Raw genomic sequence first — 25435 nt, forward strand, 5'->3', positions numbered from 1 at the left:
TCATGCGATGACCGACTTGCGCATCCGGGCCGCGACGCCCGAGGACCTCGACACCGTGCTGGCCTTCTGGAAGGTGGCCGCCGAGGGCACGAGCATCAGCGACGACCGAGCCGGTGTGGAGCGGCTGGTCGCGCGTGATCCCGAGGCTCTGATCCTCGCGGAACGCGGCGGCGAGCCGGTGGGCACGGTGATCGCCGGGTTCGACGGCTGGCGCTGCCATCTGTACCGGCTGGCCGTGCACCCGGACCACCGCCGCCAGGGCATCGCGACCGCGCTGCTCGCCGCCGCCGAGGAGCGGTTCGTACGGCTCGGCGGGCGCCGTGCGGACGCGATGGTGCTCACCCGCAACGAGAGCGCGCACCGGGCGTGGGACGCCGCCGGATACGGGCCCGAGGAGAAGTGGCGGCGCTGGGTGAAGCCGCTCGCCGGGTAGGCGGATGAGCGCATGATCGGACCGGAAGCGGGACTTTGCCCATCCTTTACCCTTGAATGGCCACTCGGTCCTGCATGAAAGGTTGTGAGCGTCCGCCCATGGGCGAGCCCCCCCGTGCGCGCCAGCGCGCGTTCCGCCCGGTCCCGGAGAACCATGGAACGGGGGTGAACCGATGACCGAAGTGCTCCTCCTCCTGGTGGCGATCTCCCTCTCGCTCGCCTGCGGCACCTTCGTGGCGGCCGAGTTCTCCCTCACCACGGTCGAGCGCGCCGAGCTGGAGCGGGCCGCCGAGCGCGGTGAGCGCGGCGCGCAAGGGGCGCTGAAGGCCGTACGGAGTCTGACGTTCCAGCTCTCCGGCGCACAGCTCGGCATCACCGTCACGAACCTGGTGGTCGGCATGCTCGCCGAGCCGTCGATCGCCGCCATGATCGCCGGGCCGCTGGAGGACCTCGGCGTCTCGCGCTCGGCATCGCACAGCATCGCGCTGGTGATCGGCACCGCCTTGTCCACGGTGTTCCTGATGGTCGTCGGTGAGCTGGTGCCCAAGAACTGGGCGATCTCCTCGCCGCTGACCGTCGCCAAGACCGTGGGCAACGCCCAGCGCTGGTTCAGTGCCGCGTTCCGGCCGTTCATCACGCACCTCAACAACACGGCGAACCGGGTCGTGCGGCGGATCGGCGTGGAGCCCGCCGAGGAACTCGCCTCGGCGCGCGGACCGCAGGAGCTGGCGGCCCTCGCCCGGCACTCCGCGAAGGAGGGCGCCCTGGAGGCCGACACCGCCGAGCTGTTCGTGCGCACGCTGAACCTCGCCGACCTGACCGCGGAGAACGTGATGACGCCCCGGGTGCAGGTCGTCGCGCTGGAAGTGCAGGCCACCCTGGAGGACGTCGCGAACGCGACCCGGGCGACCGGCCTGTCCCGGTTCCCGGTCTACCGCGGCACCCTCGACTCGGTCGTCGGAACGGCCCACGTCAAGGACGTGCTGGCGGTGCCGGCCGAGCGCCGGACCCGGATCTACGTCTCCGAGCTGATGCGCGAGCCGCTGCTGGTCCCGGAGTCGCTCACCGTCGACCGGCTGCTGGACCGGCTCTCCGGCAAGCGCACGATGGCCGTCGTGATCGACGAGTACGGCGGCACTGCGGGCGTGGCCACGCTGGAGGACATCGTCGAGGAGGTCGTCGGCGACGTGCGCGACGAGCACGACCCGCACGAGACCCCGGACCTGGCCGCGGTCGGCACCGACGGAAGCGGGCACCCCCTGTACTCGGCCGACGGCTCCGCGCGCGTGGACCACCTCGAACGGATCGGGCTGCGCGCCCCGGAGGGACCCTACGAGACGCTTGCCGGGCTCGTGGCAACGGTGCTCGGGCGGATACCTGCCGCCGGTGACACCCTCGAGGTCGCCGGCTGGCACCTGGAGGTGCTGGACGCCACGGGGCGCCGGGCCGCCCGCGTCCGGCTGCGCGCCCCGCTCGACGACCACACGACCGACGAGAAGGGGGTGGAGCTGTGACCGCCGTCCAACTGCTGATCGGACTGGCGATGCTCGTCGTCAACGCCTTCTTCGTCGGCGCCGAGTTCGCGCTGATCTCGGTGCGCCGCAGCCAGATCGAGCCCTACGCCGACCGGGGCGACCGGCGCGCGAAGAGCGTGCTGTGGGGCCTGGAGCACGTCTCCGCGCTGATGGCGGCCGCGCAGCTCGGCATCACGTTGTCCACGCTGGTGCTGGGCGTGGTGGCCGAGCCGGCGATCGCGCATCTGCTGGAGCCTGCGTTCCACGCGGTGGGCGTGCCCGAGGGCGCGGGCCACGCGGTGTCCTTCGTGATCGCGCTGTCCCTCGCGACCTATCTGCACATGCTGCTCGGCGAGATGGTGCCGAAGAACGTCGCGCTCGCCGAACCGGTGCGCAGCGCGCTGGCGCTGGGGCCGCCCCTGGTGGCGCTCTCCCGGGCGCTGCGGCCGGTGATCTTCACGGTGAACGCGTTCGCCAACGCGCTGCTCAAGCTGCTGCGCGTGGAGGCCAGGGAGGAGGTGGCCGCCTCCTACTCGGACGCGCAGATAGCGCAGATCGTGAAGGACTCCAGCGAGGCGGGCCTGATCGACGACCGGGCCCAGGAGCGGCTGCACGACGCGCTGGAGCTGGGCCGCCGACCGGTGCGGGACGTCGTGCTGCCGCTGGAACGCGTGGAGTACGCGAGCGTGGGCGTCACCCCGGAGGAACTGGAGCGGCTGTCGGCCGGGTCCGGGTTCTCCCGCTTCCCGGTGGTGGACGAGGGACGGCGGATCGTCGGCTACCTGCACGTGAAGGACGCCCTGGACGCCGTCGGGCGCAATACGCCGTTCCGCCTGCGGGACATGCGCCCCATCGCCCGGGTGCGGGAGCACACCCCGCTGGACGACGTCCTCACGGCGATGCGGGGCAGCCGTACGCACCTCGCGGCCGTCCTCGGGGCGGACGGGCGGCTGGCCGGACTGGTGACCATGGAGGACGTGCTGCGGGAGCTGTTCGGCCAACGGGCGTGAGGACCGGGTTCCGCGGGACCGACCGACTGATGGGTATGTGCACGGGATACCATTTCCGTCGCCATGCAGACGAACCCCACCTACAGCAGCCTGGTCGCGGTCGGCGACTCCTTCACCGAGGGCATGTCGGACCTGATGCCCGACGGCACCTACCGGGGCTGGGCGGACCTGCTCGCCGCACGGATGGCGGCCCGCACGCCCGGCTTCCGCTACGCCAACCTCGCGGTGCGCGGCAAGCTGATCCAGCAGATCGTCGACGAGCAGGTCGACGTCGCGGCGGCCATGGGAGCAGACGTGATCACCCTGGTCGGCGGCCTCAACGACACCCTGCGGCCCAAGTGCGACATGGGCCGGGTGCGCGCGCTCCTGGAGGAGGCCGTGGAGAAGCTGACCCCGGCCTGCCGGCAGCTCGTGCTGATGCGCAGCCCGGGCCGGCAGGGCCCCGTCCTGGAGCGGTTCCGGCCGCGCATGGAGGAGCTGTTCACCTGCGTCGAGGAGCTGGCCGCCCGGCACGGCGCGATCGTCGTCGACCTGTACGGCGCACCGTCCCTGCGCGACCCTAGGATGTGGGACGTGGACCGGCTGCATCTGACGGCGGAGGGCCACCGCAGGGTCGCGGAGGCGGTGTGGCAGACGCTGGGCTACGACCCCGAGGACGCCGACTGGCACACGCCCATGCCGGCGACGCTGCCGCCGGGCTGGGTCATGCGGCGGGTGGCGGACGCCCGCTTCGCCCGGCAGCACCTGCTCCCGTGGATAGGCCGCCGGCTGACGGGACGCTCCTCGGGCGACGGGCTGCCGCCCAAGCGGCCGGAGCTGGCGCCCTACGAAGACCTGGCGTAGCCGCAGGTGGACGCGTCCGTGACGGCGTCGTAGGTTCCGACAAACACACCCGCGGCGCTGGCCTGCACGAATCGCCAGTAGAATCCGGTCACGTGACTTCCGCTCCCGCCAAGCCCCGCATCCCGAACGTCCTCGCCGGACGCTACGCCTCCGCAGAGCTCGCCACGCTCTGGTCGCCCGAGCAGAAGGTGAAGCTGGAGCGGCAGCTCTGGCTCGCCGTGCTGCGGGCCCAGAAGGACCTCGGGATCGAGGTGCCGGACACGGCCCTGGCCGACTACGAGCGTGTCCTCGACACCGTCGACCTGGCCTCCATCGCCGAGCGCGAGAAGGTCACGCGGCACGACGTGAAGGCGCGGATCGAGGAGTTCAACGACCTCGCCGGGCACGAGCACGTGCACAAGGGCATGACCTCCCGCGACCTCACCGAGAACGTCGAGCAGCTCCAGATCCGCCTGTCGCTGGAGCTGATGCGCGACCGCACGGTCGCCGTCCTGGCCCGGCTCGGCAAGCTCGCCGGCGAGTACGGCGAGCTGGTCATGGCCGGCCGCTCGCACAACGTCGCCGCGCAGGCCACCACCCTCGGCAAGCGCTTCGCCACCGCCGCCGACGAGCTGCTCGTCGCCCACGGCCGCATCGAGGAACTGCTGGGCCGCTACCCGCTGCGCGGCATCAAGGGCCCGGTCGGCACCGCGCAGGACATGCTGGACCTGCTGGGCGGGGACGCCACGAAGCTCGCGGACCTGGAGCAGCGGATCGCCGGGCACCTGGGCTTCTCGCAGGCGTTCACCTCGGTCGGCCAGGTCTATCCCCGCTCGCTGGACTACGAGGTCGTGACGGCGCTGGTGCAGCTGGCGGCTGCCCCGTCGTCGCTGGCGAAGACGATCCGCCTGATGGCCGGGCACGAGCTGGTCACCGAGGGCTTCAAGCCGGGCCAGGTCGGCTCCTCGGCGATGCCGCACAAGATGAACACCCGCTCCTGCGAGCGCGTCAACGGCCTGATGGTGATCCTGCGCGGCTACGCGTCGATGACCGGCGAGCTGGCGGGCGACCAGTGGAACGAGGGCGACGTGTCCTGCTCTGTGGTGCGCCGGGTCGCGCTGCCGGACGCGTTCTTCGCGCTGGACGGTCTGCTGGAGACGTTCCTGACGGTGCTCGACGAGTTCGGCGCGTTCCCAGCGGTCGTCGCCCGTGAGCTGGACCGCTACCTGCCGTTCCTCGCCACCACGAAGGTGCTGATGGGCGCTGTGCGCGCGGGCGTGGGCCGGGAGCTCGCGCACGAGGCGATCAAGGAGAACGCCGTCGCCTCCGCGCTCGCCATGCGCGAGCAGGGCGCCGAGCGCAACGAACTGCTCGACAAGCTGGCCGCCGACGCGCGCCTCCCGCTGGACCGTGACCAGCTGGCCGCGCTCATGGCCGACAAGCTGTCCTTCACCGGTGCCGCGGGCGACCAGGTCGCCACCGTCGTCGCCCGGGTCGAGGACATCGTCAAGCAGAACCCCCAGGCCGCGGGCTACACGCCCGGGGCGATCCTCTGACCAGCCGCCCCTGATGGCGCGTTTCACGCCCGAGGAGCTTCAGGCCGCCCGCGACCGCGTCGTGCCCGATGTGGTCGCGGAGGGCCTGCACGTGCTGTTCTGCGGCATCAACCCCGGCCTGATGACGGCCGCGACGGGCCATCACTTCGCCCGCCCGGGCAACCGCTTCTGGCCGGTGCTGCACCGGTCCGGCTTCACACCGCGGCTGCTGAAGCCGTCCGAGCAGCAGGAGCTGCTGTCGTACGGGCTCGGCATCACCAACGTGGTGGCGCGGGCCTCCGCCCGGGCCGACGAGCTGAGCGCCGAGGAGTACCGGGAGGGCGGACGGCTGCTCGCGGCGAAGGTGGAGCGGCTGCGGCCGCGCTGGCTGGCCGTCGTGGGGGTGACCGCGTACCGGGCCGCGTTCGACGACCGCACGGCGCGGGTGGGGCCGCAGTCACGGACGATCGGGGACACGCGCGTGTGGGTGCTGCCCAATCCGAGCGGGCTGAACGCGCACTGGACGGCCGAGACGATGGCCGAGGAGTTCGCACGGCTGCGGGAAGCCGCAGGGGCCTGATCCGCTACGGCGGGTCCGTCTCCGTGACCAGGGCCAGCAGCCGGACCTCCCGCGACATGTCACGGTCCCCCACCGCCACGGCCACCCAGCGGCCCGTGCCCTCCACCGCCCACAGGTGGGCGACGCCCGCGCACGCGCTCAACTCGGCCCACGGCCGGGGTATCTCCTCCCGCTCGGTGCGCAGCAGGACGGTCTGCAGGTTGTAGGGGGCCGTGTCGCCCCAGCGGGAGGCCAGGAGCTCGTAGACCGCGTCGCGGTCCTTCTCGTACTGGTCGATCGTCACCGCCCGGGCCGCCGGGTCGGTGTCGGTCGCGGCCTCTAACACCGCGACGTGGTGACCCGGTCCCGAAAAGCCGACGTCCGACGGGCCGTGCTCCGCCGGAAACGGGCGGTAGCACAGCTCGTCGATGACGGCGATGTGCTGTGCGATGTTCATGGGTCCAGTAAACCCGCCCCCACTGACACTTGGCGGGGCATCACCCGGCTCGCCGTCAGGCGTCCCTGCGGCGCAGGCGCCAGGCTCCCGCCAGCAGGGCGGCGGCCGTCCACAACGCGGTCACGGCGAGCCCCGACCACGGCCCGAGGGTGCCGTCGTACGTCTCCCGGAGGGCCAGTTGCCCGGCTTTGTCGGGCAGGAAGTCGGCGACGGTGCCGGTGGCGTCGCCGATCACGAACGAGACCACGAGGATGAACGGCACCAGCAGGGAGAGGGTGGCCACGCCGCTGCCGAGCAGGGCGGCGGTCCCCGCGGCGAACAACGCCATCAGCATGAGGTAGACACCGCAGCCCACGACCCCGCGCACCTGCTCACCGGTGCTGAGCCCGCCGGCCGCCGGGCCGAGGCCCGCCCGCGCCGCGAGCAGGGCGGCGAGGGCCGTCACCAGCCCCACGAGGAACGCCGGTACGGCGATGACGGCCGCCTTGGCCGCGAACCACCGGCCGCGTCGTGGCACCGCGGCCAGCGAGAGCCGGAGCGCACCCTGGTGGAACTCCGACGACACGGCCATGGCCCCGAAGGAGACGGCCGCGATCTGGCCCGGGAGGACGCCGGACAGCGACGCGAACAGCGGATCGAACCCCGGGTCCGAGGCATCGGAGACGCCGGCGATCGTGGAGAACGCCACGGTGGCCGCGAACAGCGCCAGCAGCGCTCCCGGGAGCGAGCGCAGCGTGCGGATCTTCAGCCACTCGGAGCGCAGTACGGGCGTGAGTTCCATGGTCAGGCCTCCTGGTGCTGTGCGGTGAACTCGGTCTCGGCCCCGGTGAGGTCGAAGTAGGCCTGCTCCAACGTGCCCTCCTCGGCGGCCAGTTCCAGGACGGGCAGGCCCGCTGCCGAGGCGATGCGGCCGATGTCGTCCACGCGTGCGTCGTGCACGGTCCAGTGCCCGTCCGCGTGCTCCTCCGCGTCGTGGCCGTGCCGGGCGAGGGCAGACGTGAGCGCGACGGGATCGGTCGTGCGGATGCGCACGCGGGGCTGCACGCGCGCGTGGATGAAATCCCGCATCGGGGTGTCGGCGAGGAGCCGGCCCCGGCCGAGGACGACGAGGTGGTCGGCGAAGGACGCGGTCTCGTTCATCAGATGGCTGGAGACCAGGACCGTGCGGCCCTCCCCCGCCAGGCGGCGCAGCAACGTCCGTATCCACGCGATGCCTTCGGGGTCGAGGCCGTTGGACGGCTCGTCCAGCATCACGACCTCGGGGTCGCCCAGCAGGGCGGCGGCGATGCCGAGCCGCTGGCGCATGCCCAGGGAGTACGTCCGCACACGGCGCCGGGCCACCGACGCCAGGCCCGTCTCCTGAAGGACCTCGTCGACCCGCCGGTCCGGGATGCGGTTGCTCGCCGCCAGGATCCGGAGGTGGTCACGGGCGGTGCGGGAGCCGTGCGCGGCCTGTGCGTCGAGCAGGGCGCCCACGTGGCGCAGGGGTTCGCGGAGCGCCGGGTAGGGCCGGCCGCCGATCGTGGCGGAGCCGGCGGTCGGCCGGTCGAGGCCGAGCACCAGCCGCATGGTGGTGGACTTCCCGGCGCCGTTCGGGCCGAGGAAGCCGGTTACTCGGCCGGGGTGCACACGGAAGGTGAGCCGGTCCACGGCCCGCCGGCCGCCGAACTCCTTGGTGAGGTCCTGGACGTCGATGCTGGTCATGACAGCAGCGTGGCAACCGGACCGGAGTGCGGTCCTCCCTCTGCGGTGGAGATCGTCTCCCCCGTGCGGGGGAGGCTCGCTGTCGGTGCCGGCTGGCACGATGACGCCATGGTCCGCATGCTGCGCCCCTTCACCCGGGCGGTGACGTACACGCGGTGGCTGCATCTCTCCATGGCCATCGTGTGGCCCTCCCTGTGGCTGTTCATCGACGAGGCGTGGTGGACGGTGGGCACGGCGACCGTGCTGCTGGGACTCGCGGGTCTGGTCCCCGCCATGCGGGTCGTGGAGGGGTTCCAGGCCAGGCTGCTGCTGACCGGCCACCGGGACGGTGGCGAGAGCCCGGAGATCGTCGTCGCCCCCTCGGCCACCTGGGGCGACCGCGGCCGGGTGGTGGTGTGGCTCCAGACGAGGCTGTTCTTCGGCGCCCTGGTGTCGCATCTCGCCGTCCAGCTGCTCCTCCTCGGGGTGGACCTGGTGTCGACGGCGATCAGCGGCGAACGCGCCGGCGGCGCCTGGCTCGTCGTCACGGGCCACCACTGGTGGCACGCCCTGCTCGCGCCCCTGCCCCTGGTCCTGGCGGCCGCGGTCGTGGTCGGTTCGGGGCACCTCATCACGGCGCTCGCCCTGCGTCTGCTCGGCCCTTCCCCCGCCGAGCGCCTCGCCGCGCTGGAGGAGCGCACGGAACAGCTCCTGGAACGCACCCGGATCGCCCGCGAGTTGCACGACTCCATCGGGCACGCGCTCACGGTCGCCGTCGTGCAGTCGGGGGCGGCCCGGGCGGCGGGCGATCCGGCCTTCACCGACCGTGCCCTGGGCGCCATCGAGGAGACCGGCCGGGCCGCTCTGGAGGACCTGGAGCGGGTGCTCGGCGTCCTGCGCGAGTCGGGGAAACCGGTGAGCGGCAGACCGACCCTCGCCGATGCCGACCGCCTGCTGGAGTCGGCCCGGGCCTCCGGGGCGAAGGTCGACGCCGAGGTGACCGGGCCGGTGGAGACGGTGCCGGGACCGGTGTCCCGGGAGGGCTACCGGATCCTCCAGGAGTCGCTGACCAACGTGCTGCGGCACGCGGGGGCCGTCCCGGTGCGCGTCCGTGTGCGCGTCGCCGACGACACCCTGGTCCTCGCGATACGCAACCCGCTGCCGGCCGGGCCCTCCGGCACGGGGCGCGGCAGCGGTCTGCGCGGGATACGCGAACGCGCGGCCCTGCTCGGCGGGCTGGCCCGGACCGGACCCGCCGCAGGCGACTGGCAGGTCCATGCCGAACTGCCGTTGCGTTGATCTACGCTGGTCCGATGCCGGTCACCGTTCTCCTCGTCGACGACGAACCCCTGGTGCGTGCGGGTCTGCGGGCCGTGCTGGAGGCGCAGCCCGACATCGAGGTCGTCGGGGAGGCCGCGGACGGGGCGGCGGTGATCCCGCTCGTGCGGCAGTTGCGGCCGGACGTGGTCGCCATGGACGTACGGATGCCGCTGCTCGACGGCATCGAGGCCACCCGGGCACTGCTGCGGACGGTCGACGATCCGCCGCGGATCCTCGTGGTGACGACGTTCGAGAACGACGAGTACGTGTACGAGGCGCTGCGCGCGGGAGCCGACGGGTTCCTGCTCAAGCGGGCCCGGCCCGCCGAGATCGTGCACGCGGTGCGGCTGATCGCCGAGGGCGAGTCGCTGCTGTTCCCGGCCTCGGTGCGGCAGCTCGCCGCCGAGTACGGGGACACCGGCGGGAACAGCGCGGCGCGGGCCGTGCTGGAGCGGGCGCAGCTGACCGAGCGCGAGTCCGAGGTGTTGCGGCTGATGGCGCGGGGCCTGTCGAACGCGGAGATCGCCGCCCGCCTGGTCGTGGGGACGGAGACCGTGAAGTCGCATGTCAGCGCGGTGCTGGCGAAGCTGGGGGCGAGGGACCGCACCCAGGCGGTGATCGCGGCGTACGAGTCGGGGTTCGTGGCGCCCGGCTGATCACCGGGCCGGTGCCCGCCCCTCGCCGGGGTGCGCCGCGTCGAAGTACGATCCGGCCAACACGGGCACGACCTGGGAGGACGGACGGTGGGGCGGCTGACCGGCGGGGATCCCTCGCTGCTGCGAAGGATCAACTCCGCGGTGGTGCTGCACGCGCTGCGCGCCACGGATTGCGCGACGCTGACCGAGATCACCCGGGTGACGGGGCTGTCCCGGCCGACCGTGGAGGGCGTGGTCGAGGGGCTCATCGAGGCCGGGCTCGTCGTGGAGAAGGCGGCCGAGGAGGGTGCTGCCCGGCGGCAGGGGCGTCCGGCGCGGCGGTTCCGGTTCCGGGCGGAGGCCGGTCATCTGCTCGGGCTGGAGATCGGGGCGCACCGGGTGGCCGCGCTGCTGTCCGACCTGGACGGCCGGGTGATCGGCGCGCAGGCCAAGGAGGTCCCCGAGACGGCGGAGGCCGATGAGCGGCTGGAGCGCCTGCGCGGGGCCGTCGCCGAGTTGTTGCGGCGGGCCGGGGTCGCACGCGGCTCGCTGCGGGCGGTGGGCGTGGCCACGCCCGGGATCGTGGAGGCCGACGGCACGGTACGGCTGGGCACGGCGCTGCCGGGGTGGACGGGGCTGCGGCTGGGCGAGCGGCTGGGCCGGTCGTTCAAGTGCCCGGTGCTGGTCGAGAACGACGCCAACGCGGCCGTCGTCGCCGAGCACTGGAAGGGCGCGGCCACCGAGTCGGACGACGTGGTGTTCGTGCTGGCGGGGCTGAGCCCGGGGGCCGGTTCGCTGATCGGGGGCCGGCTGCACCGGGGCTACGGCGGAGCGGCCGGCGAGATCGGTGCGCTGCATCTGCTGGGCCGGGAGGTGACGCCCGAGACGCTCCTGTCCACCACGGACGAGCCCCTGCACCCCCTCGACGAGCAGGCGGTCGCCGGGGTCTTCGCGCAGGCCCGCGAGGGCGACCAGCGGGCCCGCGCCGCCGTCGACCGCTTCCTCCAGCGCCTGGTCCACGACGTGGCCGCGCTCGTCCTCGCCCTGGACCCGGAGCTGGTCGTCGTCGGCGGCTGGGCAGCGGGCCTGGACGGCGTCCTGGGCCCCCTCCGCCAGGAACTCGCCCGCTACTGCCTGCGCCCGCCGGAGGTGACTCTCTCCAGCCTCGGGGACGCGGCCGTGGCAACAGGCGCCCTGCGCCTGGCCCTGGACCACGTGGAGGAACAACTCTTCGCGGTGGAGCAACGCCCCCTTTAGGGGTCGCTTCACTATGCGCGTCCGACCCGGACGGGCGTAGGGAAAGGACCCCTCAGGGGCGCGGGGCTGTGTCGACATGCGTCTCGCCGCGTGGGCGCGATCAGCCACAACGCACGCGCGGCCCCCGATTCACCGCACCCTCGCGGCGCGAAGGTCAGGACGCCTGCCGCTGATGTCCGTCGTGGATCTCCACGCTCCCCGAGTCGCCGAAGGTCAGTCGGCACGTGTCAGCGCGGTAGGTCGCCACGGACAGCGCAGCCGTACGTCCCAGAGCGATGAAGCGGGTCGTGACGACAAGGACCGGCGCCCCCGGCAGCCGGTCCAGCTCCTTCGCCTCGTCGGCCCCGGCGGAGCCGAGCTCCACCGCGTTCTCCTGCCGCTCCGGCTCCAGCCGCTGCAGTTCCCGCAGCACCGCACGCGCGTGTGCCGCCCCGGACGGGGCGTCGATGCCGGAGAGCTCGGGCACCGAGGTCTGCGGGATGTACAGCAGCTCCGCGGCCACGGGCCGGCCGTGCGAGACCCGGGAGCGCCGCACGATGTGCACGGGCTCGTCGCGGCCGGTCTCCAGCGCGTCGGCGACGGCCGCCGGCGGCACGGCCGCCGTGCAGTCGACGGGCTGCCAGGCGTCCTCGGAGCCGCCCGGCCAGGTGTGCGGGCCGGTGCCGAGGGAGACGCCCATGCGGGGCGGCGCGACGGTCGTGCCGACACCGCGGCGGCGCTGCAGCCTGCCTTCCAGTTCGAGCTGCTCCAGGGCCTGGCGGAGCGTGGCCCGGGCGACGCCGAAGCGGGCCGCGAGGTCGCGCTCGTTCGGCAGGATCTCCCCCACCGAGAACTCCGAGTCGAGCGCTTCACTGAGCACCGTCTTGAGATGCCAGTACTTCGGCTCCTGCACCGATTCCAGCTGCGTGGTCCCCACCCTGTCCTCCGCAATCGCCGTGGTCGGCGGCGTTTTAGCGCCCTTGTTTATTAAAGGTTGTTGCACTTCTCTGCGACCATAGGTCGGCCCTGATCCTTGGTCAAGACCAATGGCCGGGAACGTTCACGGGCCGTTCATGCGGGGCTTCGGAGCGGACCCGCGGGGTGTCTAGAGGGCGGCCAGGGACCGCAGCTTGTCGGGGTTGCGGATGATGTAGACCGACTGCACGCGCCCGTCGGCCACGTCGAGCTGGAAGACGGAGTCGGGCTTGCCGCCGGACAGGATCAGCGCGGCGGGGCCGCCGTTGACTTCCACGAAGCGCACGTTCAGGCCCGGGAGGCCCTTCTGTGCGGCGCCGACGAGGAAGCGGCCCACCTTGTCGGCGGTCCGCAGGACCCGTAGCGGCGCCCGCGACTTGCCGCCGCTGTCGCCGACGAGCCGGACCTCCGGGGCGAGCAGCGCCATGAGGCCTTCGAGGTCGCCGTCGGCCGCGGCGGCGAGGAACCGCTCGGTGAGGTCGCGGCGCTGGGCGGGGTCGACGTCGTAGCGCGGGCGCCGCTCCTCGACGTGCTTGCGGGCCCGCCCGGCGAGCTGGCGCACCGCCGGTTCGCCGCGGTCGAGCATGGCGGCGATGTCGGCGTACGGGAAGCCGAAGGCCTCGCGCAGTACGAACACGGCCCGCTCCAGCGGTGACAGCGACTCCAGCACGACGAGGACGGCGAGGGAGACGGAGTCGGCGAGCACGGCACGCTCGGCGGTGTCCGGCACGGTGTCGCCGAAGTCGGTGACGTACGGCTCGGGCAGCCAGGGGCCGACGTACGTCTCGCCGCGGGCCTTGATCTGGCGCAGCCGGTCGATGGCGAGGCGGGTGGTGATCCGGACGAGGTAGCCGCGCGGCTCGCGCACGTCCGCGCGGTCGCTGCCGGACCAGCGCAGCCAGGCCTCCTGGACCACGTCCTCCGCGTCGGCCACCCGGCCGAGCATGCGGTAGGCGACGCCCAGCAGGACGGGGCGGTGTGCTTCGAAGACGTCGGTCGCGGTCTCGGTGGTCGCGGCTCCATCCCAGCCCACCGATGCTGGCCCTGTCCAGGCGGAATCATCCCGTCCCGGACAGAATGGCCGACAGGGCGCCGGTGACCGGCGGCGCGGTTCCGGGAGGTGGCGATGCGATACGCGGTGCTGGGCACGGGACAGGTCGGGCGCACGCTCGGCGGACGGCTGGTGGAGCTGGGGCACGAGGTGCGGCTCGGCTCGCGCACACGGGACAACACGGCCGCCGTGCAGTGGGCCGCCGCCGCGGGCCCGGGTGGGAGCGTGGGGACGTTCGCGGAGGCGGCGGAGTTCGGGGAGGTGGTGGTGAACGCGGTCGGCGGGCGGGTGGCGCTCGCCGCGCTGGAGGCGGCCGGGGCCAAGAACGTGGAGGGGAAGGTCCTTGTGGACGTGTCCAACCCGCTGGCGGTCGAGGAGGGTGAGCTGCGGCTGTCCCCCGTCGAGTCGGACAGCGTGGGCGAGCAGATCCAGCGGGCGTTTCCGCACGCGCGCGTGGTGAAGTCGCTCAACACGGTCAACTGCCGGGTGATGGTGGATCCGGCGAGCGTGCCGGGCGAGCACAACGTCTTCGTCTGCGGGGACGACCCTGGCGCCAAGGAGCAGGTGACGGCGCTGCTCGGGGAGTTCGGCTGGCCGGCGGACCGCGTGCTCGACCTCGGCGGGATCCGGGCGGCCCGGGCCGTGGAGATGTGGCTGCCCCTGTGGGCCGGCCTGTTCCGGAAGTTCGGGCACGGCGAGTTCAACCTGGAGGTGCGGCGGGCCCGTTAGGCGGCCCGGCTCGTGAAGGCTGCGCCACGGGGCTACCGGCGGGTAGCAATTGCTGACAAGCTGTCTACAGCGTCCGTCAGCGAGTACAGCCGAGGAGCTCCCCATGTCCGCCACCGTCTCCTTCAAAGTCGCCTCCGCGCAGGGCGAGCAGAGCGTGACCCTGTCCTACACGCGCCGGGGCAGCGGCGAGCCGCTCCTGCTCCTGCACGGCATCGGCCACCACCGCCAGGTGTGGGACCCGGTGATCCCCGCGCTGGCGGCCGAGCGCGACGTGATCGCCGTGGACCTGCCCGGCTGCGGCGAGTCGCCGGCGCTCCCGGACGGCATGGCGCACGACCTGCCCACGATGAGCACGGTCCTGACCGCGCTCATCGGCGCGCTGGAGATCGAACGGCCGCACGTGGCGGGCAACTCGCTGGGCGGCCTGCTGGCGCTGGACCTGGCCCGGGCGCGACTCGTCCGCTCCGTCACCGCCCTGTCCCCCGCCGGGTTCTGGAACGAGGCCGAGCGCCGCTACGCCTTCACCGTGCTGACGGCCATGCGGCAGATCGCCCGCCGGATGCCGCCGCCCGTGGTCGAGCGGCTGGCCCGCCCGGCCATCGGCCGCACCCTGCTGACGAGCACCATCTACGCCCGTCCGGGCCGCCGTTCCCCCGAGGCCGTGGTCGCCGAGACGCTCGCGCTGGCGCGGGCGCAGGGGTTCTCCGAGACGCTGCGCTCGGGCCGGACCGTGCAGTTCACCGACGACATCGTGGGCACGCCGGTCACCGTCGCGTGGGGCAACCGGGACCGCCTGCTCATCCCGCGCCAGGGCGTGCGCGCCAAGGGCGTCATCCCCGGGGCCCGGCTGGTGCGGCTGCCCGGCTGCGGCCACGTCCCGATGAACGACGACCCGGCGCTGGTGGCCCGGGTAGTCCTCGACGGCAGCCGCTGACCACCCCAGGGGGACGGCGGAACCTCCTCTAAGGTTCTGCCTCATGAGGCCGACGCTGAGCACAGACCCGGGCAAAGGCGCGGCGTCCGCCGCCTGGGAGCTGCTGCTCCCCGCCGCGTCGGCTCCGGCACGCACGCGTGGCCGTTCCCTGCAGGCGGCGCTGCGCGAGGCGGTCCGCTCGGGCCGGCTCGCGCCGGGCACCCGGCTGCCGTCGAGCCGCGATCTCGCAACCGACCTGGGGGTGTCGCGCGGGCTGGTCACGGAGGCCTACGAGCAGCTGACGGCCGAGGGATACCTGCGCAGCGGCCGGGGTTCGGGGACCTGGGTGGGCGCGGCCGTCCGGGCTGCGGGGCCGCGCGCGCACGATCTCGCTCCGCGCTCACCCGGCGCCCGTGCGGACTTCGTGCCCGGGACGCCGGACCTGGCGCTGTTCCCGCGCGCCGCGTGGGCCGCCGCGCACCGCGGTGTCCTGGCGGACCTGCCGCACCAGGAGCTGGGCTACCCCGACCCGCGCGGGCTGCCGCGGCTGCGTACCGCGCTGGCCGAACTGCTCGCCCGGCGGCGGGGCGTGGTGGCCGACCCGGAGCGGATCGTCGTCGTCTCGGGGGTGGCCCAGGCGACCACCCTGCTCGGTTTCGCGCTGCACGCGCGCGGGATGCGCGCGGTAGGCGTGGAGGACCCGGGCAGTCCGCAGCACGACGCGCTGTACGCGTCGGCCGGGGTCGCCGCCGTGCCCCTGCCGGTGGACGACGAGGGCGTCGCCACGGAGTCGCTGCGGGCCTCGGGCGTCCGGGCCGTGGTGACGACTCCGTCCCACCAGTTCCCCACCGGCATCGCCTACTCGGCCCGGCGGCGCGCGGAACTCCTGGACTGGGCGCGGTCGGTGGACGGCATCGTCCTGGAGGACGACTACGACGGCGACTTCCGCTACGACCGTGCACCGGTCGGCGCGCTCCAGGGCCTCGATCCGGACCACGTGGTCTACACGGGCTCGGTCAGCAAGTCCTTGGCACCGGGCCTGCGGCTGGGCTGGATGCTGGTGCCGGAGTCCTGGGCGGAGGAGGTCGTCGAACGAAAGCGCACCATGGATCTCGGCCACCCCGCCCTCGACCAGGCGCTGTTCGCCCGATTCCTGGAGCGCGGCGACTACGACCGTCAGCTGCGCCGCTGCCAGCGCGCCTACCGCGACCGGCGCGACGCGCTGGTCGCCGCCCTGGACGCGCACTTCCCCGGTTCGCAGGTGTCCGGGATCGCCGCCGGTCTCCATGTGATCGCCACACTGCCGCAGCGGTACGGGCCCGAGGAGCGGTTCCTCGGGCGGGTGGCGGCGGCGGGGGTGGCGGTGCGCCCGCTGTCGGCCTACGCCCACACGCCGGCCGGACCAGAGGGGGACAAGGAGATCCGGCTCGTCCTGGGCTATGCCCATGTGCCGCCCGCCCGGATCGCCGAGGGCGTGCGTCTGATGGCCGAGGCCGCGACCGGGTGAGCCGACCGGTTCGCGCGTTCCCTCACCCTGCGGTCGGTTGTTCACTTGGGGTTCGTGTGTGCGCCGCGGTGTGCCAGTAGGTGTGGCTCTGCACACTTGGCCGGATCCCGTCCCTGGAGGCGTATCCATGTCCCACCGTCCGTTGCCCGGGCGCCGTAGCGTCCTGCGTGGCTCGCTCGCCGCGTCGGCGGCCCTGTCCCTGCCCACCGCCCTCGGCGCGGCGCCCGCCTTCGCCCGCTCCGGGCGCCCGACAGCGGGGTGGGGTGTGCAGGCGGGAGACGTGACCTGCGACTCCGGGCTGGTGTGGGTGCGCTCCGACCGGCCGGCCCGGATGATCGTCGAGACGTCGGCGACGGAGTCGTTCCGCAACGCCCGCAGATGGCACGGCCCGCTGCTGGGCTCCGGCACCGACTTCACCGGCACGACCCGGCTGCGCGGCCTGCCGTCCGGCGAGCAGATCCACTACCGCGTGCTGCTCGCCGACCCGGACGACCCGCGCCGCACCGGTGAGCCGGTCACCGGCACCTTCCGCACGGCGTCGGCCAAGCGCCGCGACGGTGTGCGGTTCGTCTGGTCCGGCGACCTGGCGGGGCAAGGCTGGGGCATCAACCCGGAGTTCGGCGGCTACACGATCTACAACGCGATGGCCGCCCTCGACCCCGACTTCTTCCTCTGCAGCGGCGACAACATCTACGCCGACGGCCCGATCACCGGGACCGTGGCCCTGCCCGACGGCCGGACCTGGCGGAACATCACGACCGAGGAGAAGGCGAAGGTCGCCGAGACCCTCGCGGAGTTCCGCGGCAACTTCCGCTACAACCTGCTGGACGAGAACCTGCGTGCCTTCAACGCCCGGGTCCCGTCCATCGTCCAGTGGGACGACCACGAGGTCACCAACAACTGGTACCCGGGCGAGATCCTCACCGACGCCCGCTACACCGAGAAGCGCGTCGACGTGCTCGCCGCCCGCGCCCGCCAGGCCTTCTCCGAGTACTTCCCGATCTCCACGCTGCGCCGCCCCGACGGCCGGGTCTACCGCGTGCAGCACCACGGCCCGCTGCTGGACGTGTTCGTGCTGGACATGCGCACCCACCGCAACGCGAACTCGCCCGGCGACCAGCCCACCGACCCGCAGGGCATCCTCGGCCGGGAGCAACTGGAGTGGCTCAAGCGCGAGCTGTCCCGCTCCCGGGCGGTGTGGAAGGTGATCGCCTCCGACATGCCGATCGGCCTCGTCGTCCCGGACGGGACGAACATCGAGGCCGTCGCCCAGGGCGACCCCGGCAAGCCGCTCGGCCGCGAGCTGCAGATCGCCGAACTGCTGCGGTTCGTCAAGCACCGGCGGATCACGGGCACGGTGTGGCTGACGGCCGATGTGCACCACACCTCGGCGCAGCACTACCTGCCGTCGAAGGCCGCCTTCACCGACTTCGAGCCGTTCTGGGAGTTCGTCTCGGGCCCCCTCAACGCCGGTGCCTTCCCGGCGAACGCGCTCGACGGCACCTTCGGCCCGGACCGCGTGTTCGTGAAGGCACCGACGACCGCAAATGTCTCCCCCGCCGGCGGCTTCCAGTTCTTCGGCGAGGTCGACATCGACGGCCACAGCGGCGAGCTGACGGTGCGTCTGCGGGAGCAGGACGGCACCGTGCTGTTCACCCAGACGCTCCAACCCGGCCTGGTCGGCCAGTAGGTACGAAACGCAACGTTTGAAGCATGGACAAAGGGGGAAGACTGGCCTCTTTACCCGCCGGTCACAATGCGTTCGCGATCACGCAACACCGTTCCGTCACAGTGGGTGCATGACGCGAGAAATGACTCACCGGACGCAGCCCGATGACAACTGCCGCCCCGCCACCTCGTGGCGGCGGGTCACGGCCTCGTTCCACGCCTGGCGGACACGACGCCAGGAACACGCGCCGCCGACGAGTGATACCGGGTCCCCGGCACCGCAACCGGTGCCGGGGGCGAACACCCTGTGGCGGATGCGGACCACGGTTCAGGACGAGCCGGGGTCGCTGGCGGCGCTGTGCAGCGCCCTGGCCGGGCAGCGCGTCGACATCCTCAGCCTGCAGACGCACCCGCTGGCCCAGGGCACGGTCGACGAGTTCCTGCTGCGGGGCCCTGCCGCCCTGCCGGCGTCCGCGATCACCACGGCCGTCGAGTCGGCCGGTGGCGCCGACACCTGGATCGAGCGGGCCGACGCCCACGATCTCGTGGACGCGCCGACCCGGGTCCTCGGACTCGCCGCCCGCACGGCCCTGGACGCGGCGGAACTGCCGCTGGCCCTGCGGCAGTTGCTGGGCCGGTGCACCATCCGCTCCCGTCCTGCTCCGGCGGGCGGCGGCCGGGCGGCGGGAGGCGCTCCCGTGGAGGGGGCCCTCGACGACACGGTGATGCGGCTGCGCGCCCCGGAAGGCGGAGTGATCACCGTGGAGCGGCCGTACCTGCCGTTCACCCCGACCGAGTTCGCCCGGGCCAGGGCTCTGGTGGAACTGGACGCCCGCCTCGGACCGCGCCTGCCGCACGGGCGGGACGTGCTCACGCTCGCCGAGGGCAGCGACATCACCGTGCGGCGGGCCGACACCCGTGACCTCGAAGCGGCCAGGGCGATGCACGAGCGGTGCTCGGCCCGCACGCTGAAGCTGCGCTACCACGGGCCCGTCGGTGACGCCGACCGGTACCTCGGCCACCTGCTCAGTCCGCGCTACGGCCGCACCCTCGCCGTGCAGACGGCATCCGGGCGGATCGTCGGGCTCGGCCACCTCCTGTGGGACGGGGACGAGACGGAGGTCGCGCTGATCGTCGAGGACGCGTGGCAGCGGCGGGGTGTCGGGGCGGAGTTGCTGTCGCGACTGGTGGCCATGGCCGTCGAGGCGGGGTGCTCCAGCGTGTATGCCGTGACGCAGGCGTCCAACACCGGGATGGTTGCGGCGATGCGGGGGCTGGGGCTGCCTCTCGACTACCAGGTCGAGGAGGGGACGCTGGTCATCACGGCGAGGCTGGGCGAGGCGGTCGTGACGAGCACGGAGGAACTCGGGAGCGCCTCCGCGCCGTAGGGGCGTTCGTCAGTTGGCGAGTGCGGGTGCGTCGTGGTTGTTCGTGCAGTTCCCCGCGCCCCTGTCGGGGCGTCGTCCCAACGCTCCGTCCAGATCCGACCAGAGGTCCTCCACGTCCTCCAGGCCCACCGACATGCGCAGGAGCTGGTCGCTCACCCCGGCTCCCTTGCGGTCGTCGGCGTCGACGATGCGGTGGCTGATGGAGGCCGGGTGCTGGATCAGGGTGTCCACGCTGCCGAGGCTCACCGCCGGGGTGATCAGGCGGACCGCGCCGATCACCTCGTGCGGGTCGCCGTGCACCTCGAAGGCGACCATCGCGCCGCCGATGCGCGGGTAGTGCACACGGGCCACCCGCGGGTCGGCGGCGAGGCGGTGTGCCAGGTCGGCTGCCGTGGCGGAGGCCGCCCGGACCCGCACGGGGAGGGTGGACAGACCGCGCAGCAGCAGGTAGCCGGCCAGCGGGTGCAGGACGCCGCCCGTGGCGAAGCGCACCTGGCGCAGCCGGCCCGCGAGCTCCTCGTCGCAGGCGACCACACCCGCCAGGACGTCGCCGTGGCCGCCGAGGTACTTGGTGGCGCTGTGCAGCACCAGCCGCGCGCCGTGCTCGGCGGGGCGCTGGAGGACGGGTGTGGCGAAGGTGTTGTCCACGAGCAGCGGCACCGAGCCGCAGGCGTGCGCGACGGCTCGCAGGTCGACCTCGGCGAGGGTGGGGTTCGCCGGGGACTCGACGATGACCAGGCCGGTGTCCGGGCGCAGCGCGTCGGCGACGCCCGCGGGGTCGGTCCAGGTCACCTCCGAGCCCAGCAGTCCGGCGGTCAGCAGGTGGTCGCTGCAGCCGTAGAGGGGGCGGACGGCGACGACGTGGCGCAGGCCCATCGAGCCGCGGACGAGGAGGACGGCGCTCAGTGCCGCCATGCCGCTGGCGAACGCCACCGCCGCCTCGGTGCCTTCGAGACGGGCCAGCGCCGTCTCGAAGCGGGCGACGGTCGGGTTGCCCAGCCGCCCGTAGACGGGCGGGCCGTCCGGCTCGGCACCGGTGGTGGCGAACGCGTCGATGCGGGCCGCCTCGCCGCGGCTGTCGTACGACGGGTAGGTGGTGGACAGGTCGATCGGCGGGGCGTGCAGACCCTGCCGGGCGAGGTCGTCCCGCCCGGCGTGCACGGCCTCGGTGGCGAGGGCTCGCGGTGCGGTGCGGACGCCGTCGTGGGCGCGCGTGCTCGTTGTGTCCATGTCCATAGTGGGCAAGGGTGAACATTGACCGGGCAGCCGGGTGAGAATCCCGTGCTACGTTCGGCCGATGGCTGAATCTGTCGTACTGGATCCGGTGGATCTCCATCTGTTGCGGCTGTTGCAGAACGACGCCCGGGCGACCTACCGGGATCTCGCCGCGCAGGTCGGGGTGGCGCCGTCGACCTGTCTGGACCGGGTGACGCGGCTGCGCCGCTCGGGTGTGATCCTCGGGCACCGGCTGGAGCTGGATCCGGCCAAGCTGGGGCGAGGACTTGAGGCCCTGCTGTCGGTGCAGGTCAGGCCGCACCGGCGGGAGCTGGTGGGGCCGTTCGTGGAGCGGATCCGGGCCCTGCCGGAGTCGCGGACGGTCTTCCACCTGACCGGCCCGGACGACTATCTGGTCCATGTCGCGGTCGCCGACATGGCCGATCTGCAGCGGCTGGTGCTGGACGGGTTCACGTCGCGGCGGGAGGTGGCGCGGGTGGAGACCCGGTTGATCTTCCAGCAGTGGGAGTGCGGGCCGCTGCTGCCGCCTTCGCCCTCGGCTCAATCCGCGTGACGTGTGCGGTCCCTCGTACGAGGATGGCCGCATGTCTGAGATCAAGAGCCAGCTGCCCCGTGAGGTCGCCGACGCGTACGTCGACGAGCTCGTCGCCCTCGACCCGATCACCGGCACGTACCTCGGCGACAAGGAGAGTTCGAGCAGGCTGCCCGACACCTCGCCCGCGGGCCAGGAGGCACTCGCGGAGCTGGCACGCCGGACGCTGGCCCGGCTGGACGAGGCCGAGCGGCTGCCCGGCGCGGACAGCGACATCGAGCGCCGGTGCGCGCGGCTGCTGCGCGAGCGGCTCGGCGCCGAACTCGCGGTGCACGAGGCCGACGAGAGCCTGCGTTCCGTCAGCAACCTGAGCTCGATCGCCCATGCGGTGCGGCAAGTGTTCACCGTGACGCCGGCGCAGTCGGAGGAGGACTGGACGGCGATCGCCGAGCGGCTGCGCGGCGTCCCGGCCGCGCTGGAGGGCTACCGGGAGTCCCTGGCGCTCGGCCTGGAGCGGAAGCTGTACGGCGGGCCCCGCGCCACGGCCACGTTCGTGCAGCAGCTGGGCGAGTGGGCCGACGCGGACGGCGAGGGCCACGGCTGGTTCGAGCAGTACGCGGCCGCCGGCCCCGAGGCCCTGCGGTCCGAGCTGGACGCCGCCGCCCGCTCGGCCACCGAGGCGGTCGTGCGGCTGCGCGACTGGATGCGGGACGTGTACGCCCCGGCGATCGAGGGCGCGCCGGACGTGGTGGGCCGGGAGCGGTACGCGCGCTGGGTGCGCTACTTCAACGGCACGGACCTCGACCTGGACGAGGCGTACGCCTACGGCTGGTCCGAGTACCACCGCCTCCTCGGCGAGATGAAGACCGAGGCCGAGAAGATCCTGCCCGGCGCCGGCACCCCGTGGGAGGCGCTGGCCCACCTCGACGCGCAGGGCACGCACATCGAGGGTGTCGACGAGGTCCGCGACTGGCTGCAGAGCCTCATGGACGAGGCGATGGACGCGCTCGACGGCACCCACTTCGACCTGGCCGAGCGGGTGCGCCGGGTGGAGTCCCGCATCGCCCCTCCGGGCAGTGCCGCGGCCCCCTACTACACGCCCCCCTCGGACGACTTCTCGCGGCCCGGCTGCACCTGGCTGCCCACCATGGGCGAGACGCGCTTCCCGGTCTACGACCTGGTATCGACCTGGTACCACGAGGGCGTACCCGGCCACCACCTCCAGCTGGCCCAGTGGAAGCACGTGGCGCAGAACCTCTCCCGCTACCAGGCGAGCGTCGGCATGGTGAGCGCCAACGCCGAGGGCTGGGCGCTGTACGCGGAGCGGCTGATGGACGAACTGGGCTTCCTGACCGACCCGGAGCGCCGGCTCGGTTATCTGGACGCCCAGATGATGCGGGCGGTGCGCGTCATCATCGACATCGGCATGCACCTGGAGCTGACGATCCCGGACGATTCGCCCTTCCACCCCGGCGAGCGCTGGACGGCCGAGCTGGCGCAGGAGTTCTTCGGCTCGCACAGCAGCCGGCCGGCCGACTTCGTGGAGAGCGAGCTGACCCGCTACCTGTCCATGCCGGGCCAGGCCATCGGCTACAAGCTCGGCGAACGGGCCTGGCTGCTGGGCCGCGAGAACGCCCGTGCCCGCCACGGCGACGCCTTCGACCCGAAGGCGTGGCACATGGCGGCGCTGTCGCAGGGGTCGCTCGGTCTGGACGACCTGGTGGACGAGTTGTCCGCCCTCTGATCAGCCCCTCTGGTCAGCGCCGGAATCCGCCCTCGGAGCTGATGACCTCACCGGTGATCCAGCCCGCCTCGTCGGTCGCGAGCCAGGCGATGAGGCGGGCCGGGTCGTCGGGCATGCCCCACCGGCCCGAGGGGAAGCGGGCGGCGACGGCGTCGTAGTACTCGCCGGTCAGGTAGTCCGTGTCCACGGGGCCCGGGTTGACGGTGTTGACCGTGATGCCCCGCTCGGCGAGCGTCGTCGACAGGGAGCGGGTGATCGAGGCGAGGGCGCCCTTCTGGAGGGCGTAGGCGATCTCGCCGGGCATACCGCCCGCGGTGTCCTGACCCGAGGTCATCATCATCACGCGGCCTCCCGGACCGGGTGGCCTCGACCGGGCGTGCGCCTGGACGAGCAGCAGGACCGCGCGGGTGTCGACCGACCAGTGCCGGTCGAGCATCGCCGCGTCGATCTCGTCCAGCGAGCCGTCGAACCCGCTCTGCGCGTGGTTGGCGACGAGGATGTCGAGGCGTCCGCCGAGGGCGTCGGCCGCCCTGCCGACCAGTTCCGCGGGTACGGCGGGGTCGGCCAGGTCACCGGGGCCCGCGACGAACCGGGCCTCCGGGTCGCCGGCCGCGCTTCGGACTGAGGCGAGGACGTCCTCGGGGCGGTCGGCGCCCCAGGGCTGCTCGGCGTCGTGCGGGACGTGGTGGTGCAGATAGACGCTCGCGCCGTAGGCGGCCAGGCGGCGGGCCACGGCGTGCCCGATGCCGCCGCGGCGGCTGGCGCCGGTGACCAGCGCGGTACGGCCGTGCAGGGGCAGGGGGTCGCGGCGCAGTTCTTCAGGGGTGGGGTGGGGAAGACGTGGCATGACTTCATCGTGATCGGGCCGGCCACCCGGCGCACACGGTTTTTCCGTCGGTGACGCCGGGTCACCTCCGTGCGAGCAGCCGGAGCTGGATCAGGCCCAGCCAGGTCTCCGGGCCGGGCTGGGCGCTGGCCGCGCGCACGGCGTACCGGCCGGGCTCCAGGGCCACCCGCACGTGCTCGGCCCCCGACAGGTGCGACCCGGGCCAGGCCGCGTCGAACAGGTGGACGGTGCCCGGCACCTCCCAGTGCACCTCCGGTTCCCACTCCGCGGCGTCGACGGCCGGCGGGACGCTCGCCAGCAGCTCGTCCTCCGAGTCGCCGGCGCGCCACCGGACGAACATGCCGTGGTCGGGCAGGTAGGCGGTCGAGGCGGGCTCGTCACCCAGGACCAGGGCGGTGCAGTCGCCGACCGGAAGGAGGCCGACGTGGCCGTCCACCTCGCAGGCCCGGTCGTAGTCCGAGGCCGTCTCCTCGCCGTCGGCACCCGCCCAGAACGGCAGGACGGTCTCCGGTACCGCTATCAGCGGCCCGCCGCCCGACTCCACCCATTCCACTGCGCCCGGCTCCGCGTATCGCACCATGGCGCAAGAACCTACAGGGTCAACTCGCGGCAAATGATCAGGGGTTCAGCAGCCGCAGTCACCGGCGTCCACGGGCGCCGTCAGCGGGTCCGGGGCCCGGCGCCCGGACCCCTGCCGGGTCTCGAACGCCAGCCCCTCGCGCACCCAGTACTCGAAGCCGCCGAGCATCTCCTTGACCCGGTAGCCGAGTTCGGCGAGGGCGAGGGCCGCGCGGGCGGCGCCGTTGCAGCCGGGGCCCCAGCAGTAGGTCACGACCGGCACCGACCGGTCCAGGAGCTGCCCGGCCTGCTCGAGGACGAGCGCGGTCGGCAGGTGGAGCGCGCCGGGGATGTGGCCCTGGTCCCAGGCCCCGGTGGAGCGCGAGTCGACGAGGACGAATCCGGGGTCACCCCCGGCACCGAGTGCGGCGGCGACGTCGGACACGTCGGTGTGGAAGGCGAGACCGGCACGGAAGTGGGCGGCGGCCTCGGCGGGAGCGGCGGGGGCGACGCGCAGGACGGGGTTCACGGTGGTGGTCATGGGAGAGAAGTTACGGGCGCCGCTCCCGCCGCTGAAGTGATGATCCCCGGCGCTCCGCTTGATCCGCCGGGGATTCCCCTGCTATCCCTCGGGCATGACCGAGTATTCCCCGGACGCCACCGACTGGCGCATCCTGGACGTCCTCCAGCGGGAGGGCCGGGCCAGTTTCGCCGAGCTGGCCCGTGCGGTGTCCATGTCCGCGAGCGCGGTCACCGAGCGGGTGCGCCGCCTGGAGGAGGCCGGGGTCATCCAGGGCTACGCGGCGGTGGTGGATCCCGACCGGCTGGGCCTGCCGATCCTGGCGTTCGTGCGCCTGCGCTATCCGAACGGCAACTACAAGCCCTTCCACGACCTCGTCGCCGTGACGCCCGAGATCCTGGAGGCGCACCACGTCACGGGCGACGACTGTTTCGTCATCAAGGTCACGGCCCGCTCGATGCGCCACCTGGAGGAGGTGTCGGGGAAGATCGGGGCGCTGGGCTCGGTGACGACGAGCGTGGTGTACTCCTCGCCCCTCCCCCGGCGTCCCCTGGGCCGCTGACC

General features: G+C 73.1%; 26 protein-coding genes. 17 read left to right on the top strand and 9 right to left on the bottom strand.

The genetic code is table 11. The annotated features are described in order from the left end of the window. The first annotated feature begins 7 nt into the window (after window positions 1-7). From A4E84_RS06175 to mug, 6 genes are all read left to right on the top strand, one after another. Window positions 8-433 (top strand): GNAT family N-acetyltransferase, encoded by a 426-nt coding sequence (locus A4E84_RS06175; protein ID WP_062925571.1) that lies wholly within the window; start codon window positions 8-10, stop codon window positions 431-433. Window positions 434-605: 172 nt separating this feature from the next. Continuing rightward, window positions 606-1946: a hemolysin family protein gene (locus A4E84_RS06180; RefSeq protein WP_062925572.1), complete on the top strand. Its 1341-nt coding sequence runs from the start codon at window positions 606-608 to the stop codon at window positions 1944-1946. Beyond that, the gene (locus A4E84_RS06185; protein WP_062925573.1) at window positions 1943-2956 is read left to right on the top strand and encodes a hemolysin family protein; all 1014 of its coding nucleotides are present in this window, start codon (window positions 1943-1945) and stop codon (window positions 2954-2956) included. The genes A4E84_RS06180 and A4E84_RS06185 overlap by 4 nt, the downstream gene beginning before the upstream one ends. 63 nt (window positions 2957-3019) lie before the next feature. Further along, window positions 3020-3799 (top strand): SGNH/GDSL hydrolase family protein, encoded by a 780-nt coding sequence (locus tag A4E84_RS06190; RefSeq protein WP_062925574.1) that lies wholly within the window; start codon window positions 3020-3022, stop codon window positions 3797-3799. A gap of 92 nt (window positions 3800-3891) precedes the next feature. Beyond that, the gene (gene purB / locus A4E84_RS06195) at window positions 3892-5334 is read left to right on the top strand and encodes an adenylosuccinate lyase (RefSeq protein ID WP_062925575.1); all 1443 of its coding nucleotides are present in this window, start codon (window positions 3892-3894) and stop codon (window positions 5332-5334) included. A 13-nt stretch (window positions 5335-5347) separates the two neighbouring features. Beyond that, window positions 5348-5893 (top strand): G/U mismatch-specific DNA glycosylase, encoded by a 546-nt coding sequence (gene mug / locus A4E84_RS06200; protein ID WP_062925576.1) that lies wholly within the window; start codon window positions 5348-5350, stop codon window positions 5891-5893. 4 nt (window positions 5894-5897) lie between these two features. Here the strand turns inward: mug and A4E84_RS06205 are convergent, their stop codons facing one another. The 3 genes from A4E84_RS06205 to A4E84_RS06215 are packed head-to-tail and all read right to left on the bottom strand — an operon-like array spanning window position 5898 to window position 8033. Next, window positions 5898-6329, bottom strand: coding sequence for a hypothetical protein (locus A4E84_RS06205; protein ID WP_062925577.1), 432 nt, complete (start codon window positions 6327-6329; stop codon window positions 5898-5900). Between the two features lie 55 nt (window positions 6330-6384). Next, window positions 6385-7110, bottom strand: a complete 726-nt coding sequence (locus A4E84_RS06210; RefSeq protein WP_062925578.1) for an ABC transporter permease — start codon at window positions 7108-7110, stop codon at window positions 6385-6387. Window positions 7111-7112: 2 nt separating this feature from the next. Further along, window positions 7113-8033 carry an ATP-binding cassette domain-containing protein gene (locus A4E84_RS06215; RefSeq protein ID WP_062925579.1) on the bottom strand — a complete coding sequence of 307 codons (921 nt, stop codon included), beginning with the start codon at window positions 8031-8033 and terminating at the stop codon, window positions 7113-7115. Between the two features lie 108 nt (window positions 8034-8141). On the opposite strand from A4E84_RS06215, the gene A4E84_RS06220 reads away from it, so the two are divergent. From A4E84_RS06220 to A4E84_RS06230, 3 genes are all read left to right on the top strand, one after another. Beyond that, window positions 8142-9311, top strand: coding sequence for a sensor histidine kinase (locus A4E84_RS06220; protein ID WP_062931339.1), 1170 nt, complete (start codon window positions 8142-8144; stop codon window positions 9309-9311). A gap of 14 nt (window positions 9312-9325) precedes the next feature. After that, window positions 9326-9988 carry a response regulator transcription factor gene (locus tag A4E84_RS06225; RefSeq protein ID WP_062925580.1) on the top strand — a complete coding sequence of 221 codons (663 nt, stop codon included), beginning with the start codon at window positions 9326-9328 and terminating at the stop codon, window positions 9986-9988. Window positions 9989-10075: 87 nt separating this feature from the next. Then, on the top strand, window positions 10076-11224 hold the full coding sequence (locus A4E84_RS06230) for an ROK family transcriptional regulator (RefSeq protein WP_062925581.1): 1149 nt from the start codon (window positions 10076-10078) through the stop codon (window positions 11222-11224). A gap of 154 nt (window positions 11225-11378) precedes the next feature. Here the strand turns inward: A4E84_RS06230 and A4E84_RS06235 are convergent, their stop codons facing one another. Together A4E84_RS06235 and A4E84_RS06240 are read right to left on the bottom strand one after the other, a co-directional pair. Further along, the gene (locus tag A4E84_RS06235; RefSeq protein WP_062925582.1) at window positions 11379-12140 is read right to left on the bottom strand and encodes a GntR family transcriptional regulator; all 762 of its coding nucleotides are present in this window, start codon (window positions 12138-12140) and stop codon (window positions 11379-11381) included. A gap of 168 nt (window positions 12141-12308) precedes the next feature. Next, on the bottom strand, window positions 12309-13211 hold the full coding sequence (locus A4E84_RS06240; RefSeq protein WP_062925583.1) for an RNA polymerase sigma-70 factor: 903 nt from the start codon (window positions 13209-13211) through the stop codon (window positions 12309-12311). A 93-nt stretch (window positions 13212-13304) separates the two neighbouring features. Between A4E84_RS06240 and A4E84_RS06245 the strand changes: the two genes are divergently transcribed. The 5 genes from A4E84_RS06245 (at window position 13305) to A4E84_RS06265 (ending at window position 19434) form a co-directional block, all read left to right on the top strand. Next, window positions 13305-13958, top strand: a complete 654-nt coding sequence (locus tag A4E84_RS06245; RefSeq protein WP_062925584.1) for an NADPH-dependent F420 reductase — start codon at window positions 13305-13307, stop codon at window positions 13956-13958. A gap of 103 nt (window positions 13959-14061) precedes the next feature. Next, window positions 14062-14892 carry an alpha/beta fold hydrolase gene (locus tag A4E84_RS06250; RefSeq protein ID WP_062925585.1) on the top strand — a complete coding sequence of 277 codons (831 nt, stop codon included), beginning with the start codon at window positions 14062-14064 and terminating at the stop codon, window positions 14890-14892. A gap of 43 nt (window positions 14893-14935) precedes the next feature. Then, complete coding sequence (pdxR, locus tag A4E84_RS06255) at window positions 14936-16378, top strand: MocR-like pyridoxine biosynthesis transcription factor PdxR (protein ID WP_062925586.1); 1443 nt, start codon at window positions 14936-14938, stop codon at window positions 16376-16378. A 127-nt stretch (window positions 16379-16505) separates the two neighbouring features. Beyond that, a complete protein-coding gene (locus A4E84_RS06260) occupies window positions 16506-18068 on the top strand; it encodes an alkaline phosphatase D family protein (RefSeq protein ID WP_062925587.1) in 1563 nt (520 codons plus the stop codon). Window positions 18069-18189: 121 nt separating this feature from the next. Continuing rightward, complete coding sequence (locus A4E84_RS06265) at window positions 18190-19434, top strand: GNAT family N-acetyltransferase (protein WP_237305120.1); 1245 nt, start codon at window positions 18190-18192, stop codon at window positions 19432-19434. 9 nt (window positions 19435-19443) lie between these two features. Here A4E84_RS06265 and A4E84_RS06270 read toward each other — a convergent pair whose 3' ends face one another. Then, window positions 19444-20664 (bottom strand): trans-sulfuration enzyme family protein, encoded by a 1221-nt coding sequence (locus tag A4E84_RS06270; protein ID WP_162494369.1) that lies wholly within the window; start codon window positions 20662-20664, stop codon window positions 19444-19446. Window positions 20665-20731: 67 nt separating this feature from the next. On the opposite strand from A4E84_RS06270, the gene A4E84_RS06275 reads away from it, so the two are divergent. Together A4E84_RS06275 and A4E84_RS06280 are read left to right on the top strand one after the other, a co-directional pair. Beyond that, entirely contained in the window at window positions 20732-21223 is a 492-nt protein-coding gene (locus tag A4E84_RS06275; protein ID WP_031137002.1) for an Lrp/AsnC family transcriptional regulator, read from the top strand. Window positions 21224-21254: 31 nt separating this feature from the next. Further along, entirely contained in the window at window positions 21255-22946 is a 1692-nt protein-coding gene (locus tag A4E84_RS06280) for a DUF885 domain-containing protein (protein WP_062925590.1), read from the top strand. Between the two features lie 13 nt (window positions 22947-22959). On the opposite strand, the gene A4E84_RS06285 is transcribed toward A4E84_RS06280, so the two are convergent. From A4E84_RS06285 to A4E84_RS06295, 3 genes are all read right to left on the bottom strand, one after another. Then, on the bottom strand, window positions 22960-23793 hold the full coding sequence (locus tag A4E84_RS06285; RefSeq protein ID WP_062925591.1) for an SDR family oxidoreductase: 834 nt from the start codon (window positions 23791-23793) through the stop codon (window positions 22960-22962). Between the two features lie 61 nt (window positions 23794-23854). After that, entirely contained in the window at window positions 23855-24373 is a 519-nt protein-coding gene (locus A4E84_RS06290; RefSeq protein ID WP_062925592.1) for an immunity 21 family protein, read from the bottom strand. Between the two features lie 45 nt (window positions 24374-24418). Beyond that, window positions 24419-24892: a rhodanese-like domain-containing protein gene (locus tag A4E84_RS06295; protein ID WP_062925593.1), complete on the bottom strand. Its 474-nt coding sequence runs from the start codon at window positions 24890-24892 to the stop codon at window positions 24419-24421. Window positions 24893-24986: 94 nt separating this feature from the next. On the opposite strand from A4E84_RS06295, the gene A4E84_RS06300 reads away from it, so the two are divergent. Continuing rightward, the gene (locus A4E84_RS06300; protein ID WP_062925594.1) at window positions 24987-25433 is read left to right on the top strand and encodes an Lrp/AsnC family transcriptional regulator; all 447 of its coding nucleotides are present in this window, start codon (window positions 24987-24989) and stop codon (window positions 25431-25433) included. Window positions 25434-25435: the final 2 nt, after the last annotated feature.

It is taken from the genome of Streptomyces qaidamensis (assembly GCF_001611795.1).
Lineage (GTDB): Bacteria > Actinomycetota > Actinomycetes > Streptomycetales > Streptomycetaceae > Streptomyces > Streptomyces qaidamensis.

Coding starts and splice junctions, on each gene's coding strand:
- A4E84_RS06175 (WP_062925571.1), top strand. CDS start 8: ATGACCGACTTGCGCATCCGGGCCGCGACGCCCGAGGACCTCGACACC.
- A4E84_RS06180 (WP_062925572.1), top strand. CDS start 606: ATGACCGAAGTGCTCCTCCTCCTGGTGGCGATCTCCCTCTCGCTCGCC.
- A4E84_RS06190 (WP_062925574.1), top strand. CDS start 3,020: ATGCAGACGAACCCCACCTACAGCAGCCTGGTCGCGGTCGGCGACTCC.
- mug (WP_062925576.1), top strand. CDS start 5,348: ATGGCGCGTTTCACGCCCGAGGAGCTTCAGGCCGCCCGCGACCGCGTC.
- A4E84_RS06205 (WP_062925577.1), bottom strand. CDS start 6,329: ATGAACATCGCACAGCACATCGCCGTCATCGACGAGCTGTGCTACCGC.
- A4E84_RS06210 (WP_062925578.1), bottom strand. CDS start 7,110: ATGGAACTCACGCCCGTACTGCGCTCCGAGTGGCTGAAGATCCGCACG.
- A4E84_RS06215 (WP_062925579.1), bottom strand. CDS start 8,033: ATGACCAGCATCGACGTCCAGGACCTCACCAAGGAGTTCGGCGGCCGG.
- A4E84_RS06220 (WP_062931339.1), top strand. CDS start 8,142: ATGGTCCGCATGCTGCGCCCCTTCACCCGGGCGGTGACGTACACGCGG.
- A4E84_RS06225 (WP_062925580.1), top strand. CDS start 9,326: ATGCCGGTCACCGTTCTCCTCGTCGACGACGAACCCCTGGTGCGTGCG.
- A4E84_RS06245 (WP_062925584.1), top strand. CDS start 13,305: ATGCGATACGCGGTGCTGGGCACGGGACAGGTCGGGCGCACGCTCGGC.
- A4E84_RS06250 (WP_062925585.1), top strand. CDS start 14,062: ATGTCCGCCACCGTCTCCTTCAAAGTCGCCTCCGCGCAGGGCGAGCAG.
- pdxR (WP_062925586.1), top strand. CDS start 14,936: ATGAGGCCGACGCTGAGCACAGACCCGGGCAAAGGCGCGGCGTCCGCC.
- A4E84_RS06260 (WP_062925587.1), top strand. CDS start 16,506: ATGTCCCACCGTCCGTTGCCCGGGCGCCGTAGCGTCCTGCGTGGCTCG.
- A4E84_RS06265 (WP_237305120.1), top strand. CDS start 18,190: ATGACTCACCGGACGCAGCCCGATGACAACTGCCGCCCCGCCACCTCG.
- A4E84_RS06270 (WP_162494369.1), bottom strand. CDS start 20,664: ATGGACACAACGAGCACGCGCGCCCACGACGGCGTCCGCACCGCACCG.
- A4E84_RS06275 (WP_031137002.1), top strand. CDS start 20,732: ATGGCTGAATCTGTCGTACTGGATCCGGTGGATCTCCATCTGTTGCGG.
- A4E84_RS06280 (WP_062925590.1), top strand. CDS start 21,255: ATGTCTGAGATCAAGAGCCAGCTGCCCCGTGAGGTCGCCGACGCGTAC.
- A4E84_RS06285 (WP_062925591.1), bottom strand. CDS start 23,793: ATGCCACGTCTTCCCCACCCCACCCCTGAAGAACTGCGCCGCGACCCC.
- A4E84_RS06290 (WP_062925592.1), bottom strand. CDS start 24,373: ATGGTGCGATACGCGGAGCCGGGCGCAGTGGAATGGGTGGAGTCGGGC.
- A4E84_RS06295 (WP_062925593.1), bottom strand. CDS start 24,892: ATGACCACCACCGTGAACCCCGTCCTGCGCGTCGCCCCCGCCGCTCCC.
- A4E84_RS06300 (WP_062925594.1), top strand. CDS start 24,987: ATGACCGAGTATTCCCCGGACGCCACCGACTGGCGCATCCTGGACGTC.